Below are 17,537 nucleotides of genomic sequence, written 5' to 3' on the forward strand. Positions count from 1 at the left end.
AACGTCTGCCCTTCCGATCGCGGCGCGGCGGACGGCGCCCGTGCCGAGCAGGGCGGCCGCCGTGAGCGCAGCGATGCCGGCGCAGGCTGCGCCGGCCGTGCCGTACGCCGGCACGAGGGCGGCGTTGAACGCCGCCTTCAGCGCGGCCGCGGTCAGCATGTACAGCGCGGGGGCACGGACGGCCCCCAGCCCCTGCAGCGTTGCAGCCGCGATTGCGCTAACGGTGCCCGCGAGCGCCGTGCACCCGACAAGGGCAAACGTGCGCGATCCGGCATCGTCCGCGTACAGCATGACATTGACGGGCTCGGCCAGCAGCGCGAGCCCTAAAGCCGCGGCGGCGCCGATGCCCCACGCAGCCCGCAGCACGAGAGCCGCTTGCTGACGCACGGCGGCTTCGTCACCGCGTACGCGTGCGGCCGCTAGCGCGGGAACCAGCGCGGCGCCCATCGCGCCCGCAACCATGACGACCAGCTGCACAAGCGGCTGGCCCCGGCTGTACAGGCCGAAGAGCGACATCGCTTCGGCCTGCGAAACGCCCGTTCCGCGAAGCAGCCGCGGAACCGTGAACGCATCCACAACGCCAAGCGCCGGCACAGCAAGCGCCCCGAGCGTGACGGGAACCGCGAGCAGCGCCAGCTTGCGCATAAGCGCCGCCATACTTTCCCTGCCGGTGGCCGCCGATGCATGGCGAAGCTTTGCTGCGCCGCCCCGCTCCCGCAGCCAGAATGCCGCGATGACCGCAAGGCCCGCCGCGCCGCCAATGGCCGAACCGGCGGTTGCACCGGCAGCAAGCTTCGCATCAGACCAGTCAGAATGCCAGCCGATGGCAAGCAGAATCAACATCCCCGCCACGCGGACGGTCTGTTCGGACAGCTGGGACACAGCCGATGGCAGCATCCGTCCCCGTCCTTGATAGTAGCCGCGCAGCGCCGCCATCACGGGCGCGAACCATAGCGCCAGCGAAACGGTCCGCACCGCGGATGCCGTTGCTTCATCGCCCAGCCAGAAGGCGATTCGGTCAGCCCCCAGCCACAGCAGCACGAACCCCACCGCGCCGCTCGCAAGCAATAACCCGGCGCTTGCGCCAAGCACACGCCTTGCGCCTCCCGTATCCCCTTGAGCTTCTCGCTCGGCTACGAGCAGCGAAACCGCGACGGGAAACCCCGCCGTTACCATCACAAGCAGCAATTGATACAGCGGATAAACCGCGTTGTAGATCCCAAATACGCGATCGCCGGCAATATTTTGCAGCGGAATTTTCTGCAGCGTGCCAAGCGTTTTGCTGATAAGCATGGCAACGCCCATGAGAGCCGCGCCGCGAAGCAGCAAAGGTCTATTCCCTAAGACTTTATCATCACTATTCCCCAAGCCATCGCCTTTTCCCGAGCGATTGCCCTCACTCGTCTTTCCTTCAATCCCCACACCGAGCTCCGCACGCTGCTCATCCGCATCCGTAGTCCCAGCATGCTCCTCTTGCCCTCTTTTCAAAACCTGTGCACCTGCCCTACTCTCTTCTCCTGCTCCCATTATACCCCAAACCGCGGCCCGGAATGGACCTCTACAGAAAAAAGCTCCCATGAAGACATGCTCTTCAAGGAAGCTTCTACGCTGCTATTGCTCCATTTGCTTGGCGAGAAACCCTGCTGCGGTTTCGGCCATTTTGGTTTCCATTTGCGCCATTTTGGCGTTCTCGTCTTTACTGAGCAGCACAACGGTACCGATTGGATCGCCGCCGGCTACGATTGGAGCGGCCACGAAAGCACTGAAGGTCTCTCCGATATCTTTGACGATCTCGTAAGAGCCGCCGGATTCGATGATCGCTTTGCGGTTCTCCATACAACTCTCCAGCATGGAGCCGATCTGCTTCTCCAAATAATCTTTCTTGGATGCTCCCGCGACCGCAATAATATTATCCCGATCCGTGATTAATGCAATATGGCCTGTGCTTTCGGATAAAGACTCCGCATATTCTTTGGCAAAATCGCCAAGCTCTCCAATAGGGGAATACTTCTTCAAAATAACCTCGCCATCGCGATCAACGAATATTTCCAGCGGGTCGCCCTCGCGTATGCGCAGTGTTCGGCGGATTTCCTTAGGGATGACGACCCGGCCGAGATCATCGATACGACGGACAATTCCAGTTGCTTTCATGTTCTAGTTGCCCCACTTTCCTTGAAGGTTTTGAATTGGACTGGACGCAAACTGCAAAATGCTAAATTTCTATCGTTCAAGAGGAGAGGATCCTTGAATAAGGTGATTTTCGATCTGACCATAGTATTCATCCGCTCCCATTTTCTTATTCACGTGGAAAAGGGACAAAAGCCTTGAATCACCGCTGTTGGAGGTATCTTCCACTTAACGCTTTCCAACAGAAAAAAAAGCACCCCGCAGCTCTAACGAAGAGCTTCAGGATGCCGAAAGAACATCATTCTCACGATAAAACCAAGTGCGGCCAGCAGTCTCCTGCTGAAGCGATTCGGGTCGCCGCCGCTTGCACCTTCCACCTTGCCGCGTTTCGCGGTAGGTTCTTTCGAATCGCGCGTCACCATGCCGGATCACTCCTCGCCTCATGATTGCCTTGCTTCTAGTGCTTCAGCAGCTGTCCAAGCTCCCGCTTGAGTGCCAGAAATTCGGGCAGCTCGCGTATTTCGGATGTCCGTTTGTCGGGCAGCTCCACATCGAAGGTTTTCAGGATGCGTCCCGGACCGGCGCCCATCACAACAATGCGCTGCGACAGGAAAATCGCTTCATCGATATCATGCGTGATGAAGAGAACGGTCGTTTTCTCCTTCTCCCACACCTCGAGCAGCATCTCCTGCATCTCCAGTTTGGTCTGCGCATCGAGAGCGCCGAACGGTTCATCCATAAGCAGCACCTTCGGCCGGTTCGCAAGTGCCCTTGCAATCGCCACCCGCTGCTTCATCCCGCCGGAGAGCTGCTTCGGATAGGCGCTTGCGAAGGCTTCGAGCTTGATGACTTTCAGAAAATGATTGCTGATCGCGCGGCGCTCTAACGTCGAAATCCCTTTCAGCTTCGGGCCGTATTCAATATTCTCACGTACTGTGAGCCACGGAAACAGCGTATATCCTTGGAAGACCATACCCCGCTCCGCGCCGGGCCCGATAACCTCGTCGCCATCCAGCGTGACTGATCCGTCTGTCAGCTCATCAAGTCCCGCAACGATGCGGAGCAGCGTTGATTTCCCGCAGCCGGACGGACCGACGATGGTGACGAACTCATTGGTACCGATGCTCAGATCGATATTCTTCAGCGCTTCGAATTGGCTTTTCTTCGTTTCATACACCTTGTGCAAGCCGCGAATCACGATTTCACCGCGCGGCACTACCGCCAGCTCCTTGGCACGAGTACTCCCTTTCGCGTTTGCCGATTGCTCATCATAGTTAGCTTCACGTTTAACGGCTTCCATCCGCGATCAACTCCCTGTACTGATTTCATTGCACCTGCCTGCCTCAGGAGGCTCCTCGAGCCGATTTCATTAAGCCCAAGGGAACAACCTGCGGTTTAAGAAAGCGAAAATCCGGTCGCTAATGAGTCCAAGAAGACCGATGACGATAATTCCGACAAATATTTGATCCGTATTCAGGAACCGCTGCGCCTTCATAATCGCGTAACCGAGACCGCTGTTGACCGCTACGAGTTCGGCAACAACGAGATAGGTCCACGCCCATCCCAGAATGAGGCGAAGCGTATGCATCAACTGCGGCTGAATGGCCGGGATCAGCACCGTCTCAATCGCCTTCCAGCGGCCTGCCCCGAGCGTGAAGGACGCTTGAAGCAGGTCTTGGGAGACGCGGCGCGTATTGTCAGCCACCATTAAGACGAGCTGGAAGAAGCAGCCGATGAAGATGAGCAGAATTTTCGCCCATTCCCCGATACCGGCCCACACCATAATGAGTGGAATGAAAGCTACAGCCGGCATGTAGCGGATAAACTCCATCGGCGGTTCTACGAAAGCCTCGCCGTACTTGAATGTACCTGCGAAGATACCGATCGGAATACCGATGATGCATGCAAGGAGGAAACCTGCCGATACGCGGAACACGCTAATTCCGATATGATGCCAGTACTCGCCGGTACCCAGCATCTTGAACATCTCGACAAATACTTTATCCGGCGTCGGCAGGAAGACCGGGTTAACCGATTCCGTATAACTCAGCGCCGACCACACGATGAACAAGAGCGCGAACGAGAATCCTGCGGTGAAGGCAAACGGCCTCCCGCCGATATCCTTGAAGATTTGAAACCGATTCGGCCGACGCTTATGCCCGGGTTTAAGCTCATTTGCCTTCATCGCGATCACTCCTTAGCTGCTTTTTCTACAAACCGTGAGTCGAAGAGGACATCGAAGTCTTTGATCTCATCCACCATATCCAGCTTCTTCAAGAAATCCGCTGTCTTCTGAGCCGTATAAGGCAATGACGTGTAATCATCGCGCTTGCCGAATGCTTCTACGTTATCCGATGGCGAGAACAGTTTAATGCTGTCGAGACCAAGCTTAAAGTCCTCCGGCGTCGTTTCCGCTTTCTCCGCCATAAGCTTGATGGCTTCATCCTGATGGGATTTGAAATAATTCAGTGCTTCGAACCAAGCGTCTACGATCTTCTGAATATCATCCGGACGGTTCTTTACGACCTCATCGCGGAAGACGAGCAGATCGGGAATGAGACCCGGTGTATCTTTGGAGGAGAAGAGCACCTTGCCCTTGCCTTCTTTAACGGCTTTCGTTTGGAACGGCTCCCAAAGCACGGAAGCATCTGTTTTGCCGGATATAAATGCAGGACCTGCATCGTTGACCGTCATGTTGACGTAATTGACATCATTCTCGGACATTCCGTTCTGATCAAGCGCGGTCAGCAGCAGCAGGTGATCGACGGTGCCTAGCTCGGTTGCTACGGTTTTGCCTTTCAACTCGGCAATGGAGCCGATGTTCGACTTGCTGACGATTGCATCGCCGCCGTAGGAGTTGTCGTTCACAAGCACGGCCTTCAGGCCAATTCCTTTGGATGCGGGAGCGAGTGTATCGCTGAGCGTTTGGCTGTTGGCATCCACTTTGCCCGTAGAGAGTGCTTGAAGGGAATCGCTGTAAACCGGGAACCATTTCAGATCGACTTTCACGTCATGTTTCTCGAAGAAACCCTTCTCGTCGACGAGGTACCAGAAGAACCAACCCGGCCAAGGACTAAGCGCAATCGTAATCGGTGAGTCATCCGCACCGGATGAAGCTTCCTTGGAACCTCCGCAGCCGGTCAGTGCCGTGAGCATTGCAGCAAGTAAAAGCAGTGTAACCGTCGTCCGTTTCGTTCTCTTCATTTCTCCCCACTCCCATCAAGTTCTCTATAAATTAGAAAAAGCCTCAGGAGAGATCTCCCAGGCTTTTGTCCTTCCGTGTTATACGGAGATCGCGGCCCAAAAGTGATGTGAGCCATTCTCCATACGCCCCCTCTTGGACCAGCCTGGTTATGACACCACGGAACCCTAGACAGCTTTGTCGTTCCCGAGAAACGCCGAGAACTGATATTCAATTGTTAGCCAACCTTACATTTATTTGTATTGTAAGAGCGAAATAGCCTATGTGTCAATGTTTATGTTAGGTTTTATTACATGAATGCTAAACGGTTAGATAATGGCGGATGACTTCATCGTTCAAATCGGACAAGCCGCCCTCCCATGCAATCGAGCCTTTCTCGAGGATGTAGAAGTAGTCCCCGACACTCTTCACAAACTCCAGACTCTGCTCCGCCAGCAGAATAGCCGTCTCGCCTCCAGCCTTGATCGACCGGATAACATCGCGGATATCATCGACAATGGACGGCTGAATGCCTTCACACGGTTCGTCGAGCAGCAGCAGCTCCGGCTCGGAGGCAAGCGCTCTGGCGAATGCCAACTGCTGCTGCTGTCCGCCGCTCAAGTCGCCGCCTCTGCGATCATACATCGAGGGCAACACGGGAAACTTGGCAATGGCCGACTCCGGAATGGCGCGTTTTTTCTCTTTGCACGCTTCCAATCCAAGCAGCACATTCTCGAATACGGTAAGCTGCGGGAAGATTTCGCGCCCTTGCGGCACGTATCCGATCCCCTTCTTCGCACGCTCGCCGGGTGCCCGCTTCGTCAGATCGGCTCCTTTGTAGGTCACCGTCCCCTTTCGCGCCTTCAGCACTCCCATAATGCTCTTCATCAGCGTTGTCTTGCCGACTCCGTTACGCCCAAGCAAGCATACGACCTGCCCCGGCCGCACTTGAAGCGTAACCTGCCGCAATATAACGCTCTCTCCATACCCTGCTTCAAGCTGTTGAACGGCTAGCATCGACATCCCGCCTTTTCCCCAGATACACTTCCGCTACGCGGTCATCGCGCTGCACCTCTTCCATGGATCCTTCCTTGAGCAGTTTCCCCTCATGCATAACCGTCACCTTGCTCGCGAAGCTGCGCACAAACTCCATATCATGCTCTACAACCACAATCGACTGCGTCTTGCGAATATGCTGCAGCAGTTCTCCGGTTTTCTCGGTCTCGCCATCGGTCATCCCGGCAACAGGCTCATCCAGCAGCAAAATCTCCGGCTCCTGCAGCAGCATCATTCCGATTTCGAGCCATTGTTTCTCCCCGTGCGAGAGATCGCCTGCTCGCCACCCCGCTTTTCCCGATAGCCCCACCAGCTCCAGCTGAGCCTGGATCCGCTCCCGATCTTCGGCTCGCATCTTCGCCCTCATCGCTGCAAACACGCCTCGATTCTGCTTCATCGCAATCTCAAAGTTCTCCATCACCGTAAGGGAGGGGAAGATGGACGGCGTTTGAAATTTGCGCCCGATGCCGAGTTCCGCGATCTGGTGCTCCTTCTTCCGCGTAATATCCACACTTCCGCTGAAGAGCACCTTTCCGTCGGCCGGCTTTACCTTGCCGCAGATGACATCAAGCATCGTCGTTTTACCCGCTCCGTTGGGCCCGATCAGAAATCGCAGCTCCCCGCGGGTAAGGGAGAAATTCATCCCCTGTACCGCTTTAAACCCGTCGAAGTCGACGGTCACCTCGTCACACTGCAGGACTACTGGGGATTCCTTTTGCTCCTTCATCGGCTGTCTTCCTCCTTCTAAACCACTTGAGTTGACCAAACAGGCCCGCCGCTCCCTTCGGTAAGAAGACCACGACCACGACGAACAAGGCACCCATGAACAGAATCCATATATCCGGATAGGACTCGCTGAAAGCACTCTTGGCGGAATTGAGCAGAATCGCGCCAAGCACCGCGCCTGCCAGCGTTCCCCGGCCTCCGATGGCCACCCAAAGCACCATCTCAATGGACGGCACGATGCCCATCATAGAAGGCGATATGATGCCGACATGCAGCACGAACAGCATACCTGCGAGTCCGGCAAGCCCAGCCGAGATGCTAAAAGCGACCATCTGATAGACAGCCGGATTATAACCGATGAACCGTACCCGATTCTCGCCATCCCTTATCGCTCGCAATACCTTGCCGAAGCGGCTCTTGACGATGAACCGGCAGAGCAGATAGGCCCCGATAAGCAGCGCCACCGTCACCCAGTACAGGTACCGCTTCGTGTCCGGCGATGCCAGCGCTAAGCCGAACAGCTTACTGTAACCGGTCACGCCGTTCGTGCCGCCCGTATATGCCTGCTGTCCAATGAACAGCGTAACGGTAATGATGACGAGCGCTTGCGTCAGAATCGTAAAATACACGCCGCGAATCCGGTTGCGGAACGTAAAGTAACCGAGTATCAACGCCAGCAGAGCCGGAATTAATATCCCCGCCAGCAAGGCAAAGGTCAGCGATCCGAACGGTTTCCAGAACCATGGCAGCGCCGTAAGGCCGCTCCAATCCATAAAATCGGGGAGCTTGCCGCCACCAGCATCCAGCTTCAGGTACATCGCCATCGCATAACCGCCTAAGCCGAAGAACACACCGTGCCCAAGGCTGAGAATGCCGGTATAGCCCCATATTAGATCAAGCCCCAGCGCCACAATGGCATAGGCCAGAAACTTCGCCAGCAAATTTAACCGAAAATCGCTTAATACAAGCGGTGCACAAAATAACGCAGCAGCGGCAACCGCATATCCCGCCAACAGCCATATTCGCTCAGGCGTCATCGTTCGAAGCTGCATCATGGTTCCACCTTTCAAGGGCGACTTTTTTCCCATCTAGTTATCAAGCGAACGCGAGCGCATCGCCACAAGGCCCATCGGCTTCCATTGAAGGAAAGCAACGATACACAGGAACACCAGCACTTTGCCGAGCGAAGCCGTCGTCCAATATTCGAAGATCGTATTCGACAGCCCGATGCCAAGGGCACCGAACACCGTGCCTACGAGCTTCCCTACACCACCGAGCACAACAACCATAAACGCATCCACGATGTAGTACGTCCCAATCGAAGGACCGATCGGTCCGATAAGCGTTAGCGCACAGCCAGCGATGCCTGCAATACCGGATCCAATCGCGAAGGTCATGGCATCTACTCGGCGCGTTGAAATGCCAAGGCAAGCAGCCATTTCACGATTTTGCATAACCGCCCGCATTCTGCGTCCGGAATGACTTCGATAGATATACAGGTACATCACGAACAGACAGACCAGCACCAGACCGATGATGAATAATCGCTTGTACGGGAATACAACACCGCCAAGTGCCGTCACGCCGCCATTGAGCCATTCGGGACTCGTTACGCCGACATTCGGCGCACCGAAGATGCTCCGAGCGATCTGCTGCAGCATAAGTCCGACACCCCAGGTGGCAAGCAAGCTGTCGAGCGGACGTCCATAGAGAAAACGGATGAGCGTCATTTCCAGTACCATGCCAAATGCAAAAGCAACGCAGAAACTTACCGGTATGGCAAGCGCAAAGTACCAGCCGAATGCCGATTCAGGCATATAGGAGGTAAAAAGATTTTGCACGACGTATGCGGTGTAGGCGCCGATCATAATGAGCTCGCCATGCGCCATATTTATGACTTTCATCAGGCCGAATGTAATTGCCAGCCCAAGCGCGATAAGCAGCAGAATCGAGCTTACGCTGATCCCATTAAACAACTGCAGTATGATGACATCCATCGATTGCGTTCACCCCTTATGCAAACTGCGCCGTCCTAAACACACCAAGCTCTTCCCGATTGCCGGGCCTTGTTGTGTCTGGCGGCGGCGCAGTTCGCGTTAAATACCGGACTATTGAATTGTTATTTGCTTTCGCTCAAGCTGGCAGCCCATGAGTAGCCTTTGAGATAAGGGTCTGGCTTAACCGGCTCGCCGGAGTTCCACACTTCCTTGAACTGTCCGTCCGTTTGAACTTCACCGATCCGCACCGTTTTGTACAGATGCTGTGTTTCGCCGTCGATTTTCACTTTGCCCTCCGGCGCATCCCACTCCAGCTCTTTGGCAGCTTCTTTCACTTTCTCTACATCCGTGGAGCCTGCTTTCTCAACAGCTGCCGCCCAGAGGTAAACCGCATCATAGCCTGCTTCGATTGGATCGGCCGTAACTCGGTCTTCGCCGTATTTTTTCTTATAGTTTTCAACGAAGGTTTTGTTCGCCGGGGTGTCTGTTGTTTGATAGTAGTTCCAAGCGGCATATGTACCGGCCAGTACATCGACGCCAATACCGCGAATTTCTTCTTCAGCTACGGATACCGATAAGGTCGTCAGGTCTTTCGAGGAGATGCCTGCATCCTTCAATTGTTTGAAGAACGCTACGTTACTGTCGCCGTTAAGTGTATTGAACACCACATCCGGCTTCGCTTCTTTGATTTTCGCAATTACGGTTGCATAGTCGGTATGTCCAAGAGGGGTGTATTCTTCGCCGGCGAGCTCGCCGCCTTCAACTTTCAGCTGTTCTTTGATGATTTTGTTAGCGGTGCGCGGGAATACGTAGTCAGAGCCAAGGAGGAAGAATTTCTTGCCGTGGTTTTCAAGCAGCCAAGTAACGGCCGGAACGATTTGTTGGTTTGTCGTTGCGCCGGTGTACATGATGTTCGGGGATTGTTCCAAGCCTTCATATTGAACCGGATACCAGAGTAAGCCTTTCAGCTCTTCGAACACCGGAAGCATCGCTTTACGGCTGGAAGACGTCCATCCGCCAAATACAGTCGCAACCTCATCCTCCGAAATCAGCTTCCGCGCTTTCTCCGCGAATGTCGGCCAGTCGGACGCGCCGTCTTCGACGACCGGAACGATTTTCTTCCCTAATACACCGCCTTTAGCGTTGATTTCGTCAATCGCCATCATTTCCGAATCTTTAACCGATACTTCGCTGATGGCCATGGTGCCGCTAAGAGAATGAAGAATGCCGACTTTGATTTCGCTTGCACTGTCGCCAGACCCGGCTGCAATCGTCGATGCGGCCTTATTGTCGTTCTTACTGCAGCCTGCCAGCACCAAGCAACAGGCAAACAGGATGAAAACCCCACTTTTCCATACGTTCTTCCTCATTCTCCCACTCCCTATCCAATTTTTATCTCTATTCCGAACGTTCTACTGGATTAAGTTACCATCGTTCGTGGTTTCATTATAAGATTAGCCCAAGTTTGATGTCAACAAAGATTACATAAATGATGGAAATATTAATATGGTACCGTATACATAATGGAAACGATCGACTTTATGTTATATTTACTCACTTATATGATTGAAAAATTCAAAATAGGTAGTTTATATCGCCAAATACGTTACATATAGGTAACATATTGATGCCGACTTGTCCACAATCAAAAACGGCACAGGGTTTGCCCTGCTATTACCGATCACCTCTCACGCAGCTAACCGTTCGCATATCGTATGTCGCATCCTCATGCCTAGTTTTCGAGTGATACTCCCACGTGCATCGAATTCACGCCCGCTCCCCGCCCCTTCAACCTTCTGCGAATTCACGCGACGCTCCCGCCCTGATTCAATCTACTAACCATCTACGGCGATTTAGCACCTCGTTCCTCCCCTTCCACCTGGCTTGCCACTTGGGACGAGCACGCCCGTTGCTCCCGCTCCTTGTCAACCTACCATTCCACCTGCTGCGATATAGCGCTCCGCCCACCTCTTCAACCCACTTGCCACATGCAGCTAACACGCACCGCTCCTGCTCGCTCCCGCGCCTTCAACCTTCTACGATCTCACGCTCTCTACCCTTCAATCCGCATGCCACGTTTGGCGATTTCACGCCCCACTCCCTTCAACACGCTTACCACCACCTTCCGCGAAATTCTAACGAATCGTAGGAGTCTTATTTGGGCCAATTTCGCGGCTTAGTAATTCTAACGAATCGTAGGAGTCTTATTTGAGCGAAATGAGCTCTCTACTCCCTCAAAACCATCAAATAAGACCTCCACGATTCGTTAGAATTTTTCAGGTGCTATTTTCGCACAAATAAGCCCTGTACGATTCGTTAGCGCATTTCGCAACTCGCATCCCGCGTGTACGGTTCGTTTGCGCGCCTTCTGCTACCCGCATCCCGCGTGCGGATTCAGTCATACCCGATGTCCGCAACATCGGCTGGTTAGCAAAGGTTACAGTAGCAACCCGTGCCCGCCCGCGTTTCCCGTCCTCCCTACTCCCGAGTCATCCGCAAACAAAAAAAGCCGGACGGGCACCATGTGCCCATCCGACTTTACGCCGCCACTATCTATGCAAAAGAAATACAAACCGGCTTGCTCGTCGCAATGACGTTACCCGTAGGCGTCAGCCCGCCCGTCGCTTCATCGATTCGGAAGGTCACGATGTTATCCGAATCTTGGTTAGCCGCCAGCAGGTACTGTCCGTCCGGCGAAATCGCAAAGTTTCGCGGTGTTCTGCCGCCGCTCGGCGTAATCTCGACAAGTTCCAGCTTCCCATCGGCAACGATGCGATATACGGCAATACTATCATGCCCTCTGTTGGAGGCATACAGGAAACGGCCATCAGCCGTTACATGAATGTCGGCACATGTCGTCGCTCCGTCGTATCCTTCCGGCAGCGTGGATATGATTTGCTTCAACGTCAATTGAGACTGCTCCGCCTCATAGTTGTACACGCCTACTGTACTGTCCAGTTCATTGATAACATACAGTACCGGTGACTGCGGGTGGAATGCCATATGACGAGGACCCGCGCCGGCCGGCATCGCCGTTTCGTTTCGTATAATCAGCTTCTGCGCCGCATGGTCGATTTCATAATGGACGATTTGATCAATACCGAGGTCGGCAATCAGCACATAACGGTTGGCCGGATCAATAATGGAGGAATGCGGATGCGGCGCCTCTTGGCGATCCTTCCGCGGCCCGCTTCCCTCATGAGCAGCGAAATCCGCCTGAACGAGAGCCCCGTCCTCACTTTCGATGCCGTAGACAGCCAAATTGCCTCCCGTATAGTTCGTCACCACAAGCAGCTTTCCCGTGGCATCGAATTCAATATGGCAAGGTGAACCGCCTTGCGTGGTTACTTCATTAATAGCTTTCAGTTCCCCGTTATCGGCATGGATTGCAAAGCTGTGAATGCTGCCCGGCTCTGCCCCCGTCTCACTGACCACATAAAGTCTTGTGCCTGCTTCATTGCTTCTAAGAAAAGATGGATTATAAATGCCCGCTTGACCGGAAAGCCGAGTAATTGCGCCGTCCTCCGTATGCAAGACCATGCCCGTGATGCCTTCTTGCTCTTTCGCTGAATAAGATCCCACAAAAAATAGCTGCTGTCCCATTGAAACGCCTCCCATTTTTCGCTGATATGTTCAAAACAAGCCCAGCCATGGGGCTGAGCTTGTTGTGTTGCTTCTTACTTCTTATCGTTAGTTGCTTTATCGTCAGTCGCTTTATCGTTATTTGCTTTATCCGCGTTGTCCGTTTTGGAATCATCCGCTTTGGAATCATCTGCAGCAGGCGTTTCCGCTTTAGGCAGGTCGATCTTCGTAATCATCTTCGGAAGCTCGTCCGTCATGAATTTATTCAGGTTTGCCGAGGCAACCGCTTGCTTCAGCAGTGTTTTGTCTTCCGCGGTTAATTTATCGAATGCCGTAGGCGTGCGTTTCTCAACCTTCATGACGTGGTAACCGAATTGGGATTTAACCGGTTCGCCGACTTTGCCGATTTCTTGCTTGTTGGCAGCGTCTTTAAATTCCGCAACCCAACCTTTTGCTTGCTGATCTTCGTACAGACCGCCGTTATCCTTGGAGCCCGTATCGTCGGAGTATTGTTTCGCAAGTGCTTTCCAGTCGCCGCCTGCATCCAACTTCGCTTTTACTTCTTTAGCGATTTTTAGCGCTTCTTCGTCTTTACGCTTCTCGGCACCTGTTGTAGGATCTACCGTGCCGATCAGAATGTGGCGAACGCTGATCATATTGTAATCGTCTTTTGTCGTATCGTATTCTTTCTTCACTTGATCGTCAGTCACTTTCTTCTCTTGATCCTTCATGATGGAAGAGATCATGGAGTAGAAGTATTTAATATCGTTCTCAGTCAAACCGGCGTCATCGGCTTTCTTCTTGATTTCCGGCGTGCCGTCGATTTGCTGCTTCATTTGCGTATAGAAATTGTCGACTTCTTTCTTCGTTGCATCATCTTGCTTAACGTCGCCTAAACGCTTGTACAACACTTTGTAGCCGATATATTCACGCAGAAATTGTTCCTGCAGCTGTGGAATGCTGAGATACATCTCCGTTTGAGGCTGTACGATGCCAAAGAATGTCGAGTACTTCTTGAATTCCTTATCGGTTACCGTGCCGTCTGTGTACGTAGCGATCGTCTTGCCTTCGCCCGTCCCCGGAGCCGCGCCCTCCTCTTTCTTCTTGCCGCAGCCTGCTGCCAATACAACAACCAGCACAGCAGCCAGCGCGAGCAGAGTCGCTTTTCTCCAATAGTTAGTGCGTAACATTCTGTAGTTCCCCTTTCGATTGAATGGTGTCTTTATAGTGCATCAAAAAACGTTCCAGCAGCTCAAGCTTCTGCTCCACCGACAACCCTTTGCCCCTTAATTGCATAAGCGGATAAGGCTCTTGTCCGGTCGAACGCTTGAACCGGTTTTCCAGCTGCAGGCATAACATGTCAACCTTCTTCGTGTCGAACCGCTGCTTCTCACGTTCCGCGAAACGCAAGGCGATATCCTCGCCTTTTCCGCCGATTTGCTCAATGCCGCAGACCGCGCCGTACACCTTCAAACGAGCTACAGAAAGCAGGTTGTCGACCGCTTGAGGCAGATCGCCAAACCGGTCAATCAGCTCCTCGCGCAAATCTTCCACTTCCTCGAAGGCACGAACCGAGGCCACTTTCTTATAAATCTCTATCTTCTGTATGCTATCGTAAATATAGGAAGACGGCAAGTAGGCATCGATGCTCATATCAATGATCGTGCTGACTTCTTTGACAGGCTCTTCGACTTCGCCTCCGCCCATGTCCGCTTTGCGCTTCTTAATCTCATCGGCCAGCATTTGCGAATACAGATCAAACCCAACAGAGGCAATGAATCCGTGCTGCTCCGCGCCAAGCAGGTTCCCCGCTCCGCGTATCGACAAGTCGCGCATCGCAATCTTGAATCCGGAGCCGAGCTCCGTAAATTCTTTGATCGACTGCAGACGCTTCTCAGCCACCTCTGTCAGTACCTTATCACGCTGGTAAGTGAAGTATGCATACGCAATCCGGTTGGAACGACCAACCCTGCCGCGCAGCTGATAAAGCTGGGACAGCCCCATCTTGTCCGCGTCGTGGACGATGAGTGTATTCACGTTCGGAATGTCAACGCCTGTCTCGATGATGCTGGTACTGACAAGCACGTCGGATTCCCCATCCAGGAAGTCCAGAATCGTCTTCTCCAGCTCCTGCTCCGACATTTGGCCATGACCGACCGCCACCCGCGCATCCGGCACAAGCGCATGGATCTGCTCGGCCATCTGGTGGATCCCTTGTACGCGATTATATAAGTAATACACTTGGCCGCCGCGCGCAAGCTCCCTCTCGATGGACTCCCGTACCAGCGACGGACTGTATTCCACCACGTAGGTTTGAACCGGGAAACGGTTCTCCGGCGGCGTCTCAATGACGGACAAGTCCCGCACACCGAGCATCGACATATGAAGCGTGCGCGGAATCGGCGTTGCCGTCAGCGTCAACACGTCGACGTTTGTTTTCAGCCGCTTCAGCTTTTCTTTATGCGATACACCGAAACGCTGCTCCTCATCCACGATAAGCAGTCCCAGGTCTTTGAAAATAATATCTTGCGAAAGCAGACGGTGCGTGCCGATAACCACATCGACCGTGCCCGCCTTCAACCCTTTCATCGTCGCCGTCTGGTCCTTCTTCGAACGGAATCGGCTCAGCACCTGCACATTGAATGGGAATCCCGAGAAACGCTCGCGGAAGGTCTCATAATGCTGCTGGGCCAGAATCGTTGTAGGGACGAGAATTGCAACCTGCTTGCCCTCAATGGCAGCCTTGAAGGCCGCCCTTACCGCTACCTCGGTTTTGCCGTAGCCGACATCACCGCAAAGCAGGCGATCCATCGGACGAGCGGTTTGCATATCCTTCTTGATTTCGGAAATGGCGCGCAGCTGGTCAACCGTCTCATCATACGGGAACATGGCCTCGAAATCCTGTTGATACGAGGTGTCCGTACCGAATGCGAAACCGGTCGTAGCCTGGCGCTCGGCGTACAGCTTAATGAGCTCGTCGGCAATGTCTTTGACCGACGATTGCGCTTTGCTCTTCACCCGCGTCCACTCGCTGCCGCCAAGTTTATAGACCTTCGGCTCTTTCTCTTCGGAGCCGACATATTTCTGAATCAAGTCAATCTGTTCAATCGGAACAGACAGCTTGTCGCCGCCTGCATACAAAATATGCATGTAGTCCTTATGGATACCGGCAATTTCAAGCGTACCGATCCCCATGTACTTGCCAATACCATGATTCTGATGGACGACGTAATCGCCGACCTTCAGCTCCGTATAGCTCTTAATCCGCTCCGCATTGTCCATCTTCTTATCGAGGCGGCGCGCCTTACGCTGTTTCTGCGAGAACATCTCGCCTTCGGTGATCACAATCAAATGAATCGAAGGCAGCTCGAAGCCCGTTTGCAGATTGCCTTCCATGATGACAGGCGGTTCGATGCCATAGTCATGCAGCACCCGGCGCATGCGGTCCATCCGCTCCGCGTTCCCGGCCAGCATCATAACCGTGGCGCCTGTTTTGCGCCAACGCTCCATCTCGGCCTTCAGCACGTTCATTTGACCGTGGAAGTTCTGCATGGAGCGGCATACCACGTTCAAAATATTTTGCGGCTGCGTATGAGGAATTTGCCTTAAGAAGAGCGAGAGAAACAGCGTTGGAAACGGACGATGGAACAGCACATCGTCCGAAGGACGCGCAAGGGCAAGCGAAGGCAGCGCTTTGCCATTCGTCAAGAGATGCAGCGCCCACTCCGATTCATCCCGCTCCAGCTGGCGACCGGTTTCGATCAGCCTTGTCGGCTCGTCATAAATAAGCAGCGTATCCTTAGGTACATAGTCAAATAGCGTATGCCGCTCCGGATAGAGCAGCGAAATATATTTATAAATTTCCGGAAAATATACATGCTCCCGCAGCTTCTCAAGCTCGGAACCGATCTCCGAACGCAGACGATCCTTCGCTGTGCGGTCGGTCATCTTCTGCAGCTGCTGCTCCAGCAGCTCCGCGGCATGCTGAGCCGCGTTCTCAAACCTTCTCGCATCGGCCAGAATTTCCTGACATGGCGGTACGGTATACGTCTCCAGCTTCTCAATAGAGCGTTGGTCGGTCGGATCAAAGGAACGGATCGAATCGATTTCGTCGTCGAACCACTCCACCCGGTAGGGATGCGCAGATGTAAGCGGGAAGAAGTCGACAATTCCGCCCCTCACGCTCATTTCGCCTTTGCCCTCTACCTTATCGACGCGCACATAGCCAAGCTCTACCATTTGGCGTAAAAACGCTTCCAACGATAGTGTCTCACCAACACGCAGCTCGATCCGAGCACCGGCCATCACACTGCTTATCGGCAGGAAACGACGAACGCCGGAGAACGGCACGACAACAATCCCGCGAAACCCTTGCGACAGTCGGATAAGCACATCCATCCGTTGCGCCAGCGTTTCCGGGCTCGATATCGCCGCTTCTGCAGCGACTAATTCATTGGCGGGATACAGCAGGACTTCGTTCTCGGACAGGCACTCCACCAGATCCTCCGCGATCTTCTGCGCGGCGAACATGTTGTGAGTGACCACGAGCATCGGCCTGTCAAACTCCTGCTTCAGTGCAGCGATCATGACCTGCCTCGATGAACCGGCGAGCCCTGATACCAGCTGCTCCTGCATCCCTTTCTTGATTCCGGATACGATAGATTGAAAATCCGTATCCGCAGCGTAAGCTTCCAGTAATGCTTTCAACGTTAGCGGCACCTCGTTTCTTTCCACACCAGACAACACTCTAATCTATAAGAAACGGCACCTGCCGTCCTCTAGCAAAGGAGCTTTTCCCATTTTCCATTCGTAATCACTACAAAAAGAAGCCTCAGCCGTACGCCAAGGCTCTTCATTCATTTCCTGCT

The 17,537-nt window shown here is 53.7% G+C and carries 14 protein-coding genes and 1 riboswitch; all 14 genes read right to left on the minus strand.

Features of this window, described 5'->3' with window-relative positions:
* The coding region (locus I8J30_RS30465; protein WP_210664177.1) for a polysaccharide biosynthesis protein at positions 1 to 1,578 on the minus strand (1,578 nt) is incomplete at its 3' end.
* A gap of 33 nt (positions 1,579 to 1,611) precedes the next feature.
* Positions 1,612 to 2,151, minus strand: a complete 540-nt coding sequence (spoVT, locus tag I8J30_RS30470; protein WP_091225500.1) for a stage V sporulation protein T — start codon at positions 2,149 to 2,151, stop codon at positions 1,612 to 1,614.
* A gap of 242 nt (positions 2,152 to 2,393) precedes the next feature.
* Positions 2,394 to 2,549, minus strand: coding sequence for a hypothetical protein (locus tag I8J30_RS30475; protein ID WP_210664178.1), 156 nt, complete (start codon positions 2,547 to 2,549; stop codon positions 2,394 to 2,396).
* A 35-nt stretch (positions 2,550 to 2,584) separates the two neighbouring features.
* A complete protein-coding gene (locus I8J30_RS30480) occupies positions 2,585 to 3,427 on the minus strand; it encodes an ABC transporter ATP-binding protein (protein ID WP_210664179.1) in 843 nt (280 codons plus the stop codon).
* Between the two features lie 69 nt (positions 3,428 to 3,496).
* Positions 3,497 to 4,312: an ABC transporter permease gene (locus I8J30_RS30485; RefSeq protein WP_210664180.1), complete on the minus strand. Its 816-nt coding sequence runs from the start codon at positions 4,310 to 4,312 to the stop codon at positions 3,497 to 3,499.
* Between the two features lie 5 nt (positions 4,313 to 4,317).
* Positions 4,318 to 5,331, minus strand: coding sequence for an ABC transporter substrate-binding protein (locus I8J30_RS30490; RefSeq protein ID WP_210664181.1), 1,014 nt, complete (start codon positions 5,329 to 5,331; stop codon positions 4,318 to 4,320).
* A 52-nt stretch (positions 5,332 to 5,383) separates the two neighbouring features.
* Positions 5,384 to 5,511, minus strand: a riboswitch (guanidine-I (ykkC/yxkD leader).
* 118 nt (positions 5,512 to 5,629) lie between these two features.
* A complete protein-coding gene (urtE, locus tag I8J30_RS30495) occupies positions 5,630 to 6,325 on the minus strand; it encodes an urea ABC transporter ATP-binding subunit UrtE (RefSeq protein ID WP_091225533.1) in 696 nt (231 codons plus the stop codon).
* A complete protein-coding gene (gene urtD, locus I8J30_RS30500; protein WP_210664182.1) occupies positions 6,303 to 7,091 on the minus strand; it encodes an urea ABC transporter ATP-binding protein UrtD in 789 nt (262 codons plus the stop codon). The genes urtE and urtD overlap by 23 nt, the downstream gene beginning before the upstream one ends.
* Positions 7,051 to 8,142, minus strand: a complete 1,092-nt coding sequence (gene urtC, locus I8J30_RS30505) for an urea ABC transporter permease subunit UrtC (RefSeq protein ID WP_420831264.1) — start codon at positions 8,140 to 8,142, stop codon at positions 7,051 to 7,053. Before urtC ends, urtD begins: the two co-directional genes overlap by 41 nt.
* A gap of 36 nt (positions 8,143 to 8,178) precedes the next feature.
* Positions 8,179 to 9,087: an urea ABC transporter permease subunit UrtB gene (gene urtB / locus I8J30_RS30510; protein ID WP_210664184.1), complete on the minus strand. Its 909-nt coding sequence runs from the start codon at positions 9,085 to 9,087 to the stop codon at positions 8,179 to 8,181.
* A gap of 122 nt (positions 9,088 to 9,209) precedes the next feature.
* Positions 9,210 to 10,457: an urea ABC transporter substrate-binding protein gene (gene urtA / locus I8J30_RS30515; RefSeq protein ID WP_210664185.1), complete on the minus strand. Its 1,248-nt coding sequence runs from the start codon at positions 10,455 to 10,457 to the stop codon at positions 9,210 to 9,212.
* A gap of 1,183 nt (positions 10,458 to 11,640) precedes the next feature.
* Positions 11,641 to 12,690 (minus strand): lactonase family protein, encoded by a 1,050-nt coding sequence (locus I8J30_RS30520; RefSeq protein ID WP_210664186.1) that lies wholly within the window; start codon positions 12,688 to 12,690, stop codon positions 11,641 to 11,643.
* A gap of 74 nt (positions 12,691 to 12,764) precedes the next feature.
* Complete coding sequence (locus I8J30_RS30525; RefSeq protein WP_210664187.1) at positions 12,765 to 13,859, minus strand: peptidylprolyl isomerase; 1,095 nt, start codon at positions 13,857 to 13,859, stop codon at positions 12,765 to 12,767.
* On the minus strand, positions 13,846 to 17,376 hold the full coding sequence (gene mfd / locus I8J30_RS30530) for a transcription-repair coupling factor (protein ID WP_210664188.1): 3,531 nt from the start codon (positions 17,374 to 17,376) through the stop codon (positions 13,846 to 13,848). The genes I8J30_RS30525 and mfd overlap by 14 nt, the downstream gene beginning before the upstream one ends.
* Between the last annotated feature and the right edge of the window lie 161 nt (positions 17,377 to 17,537).

Source organism: Paenibacillus lignilyticus (genome assembly GCF_017942085.1).
GTDB classification, from domain to species: domain Bacteria; phylum Bacillota; class Bacilli; order Paenibacillales; family Paenibacillaceae; genus Paenibacillus_Z; species Paenibacillus_Z lignilyticus.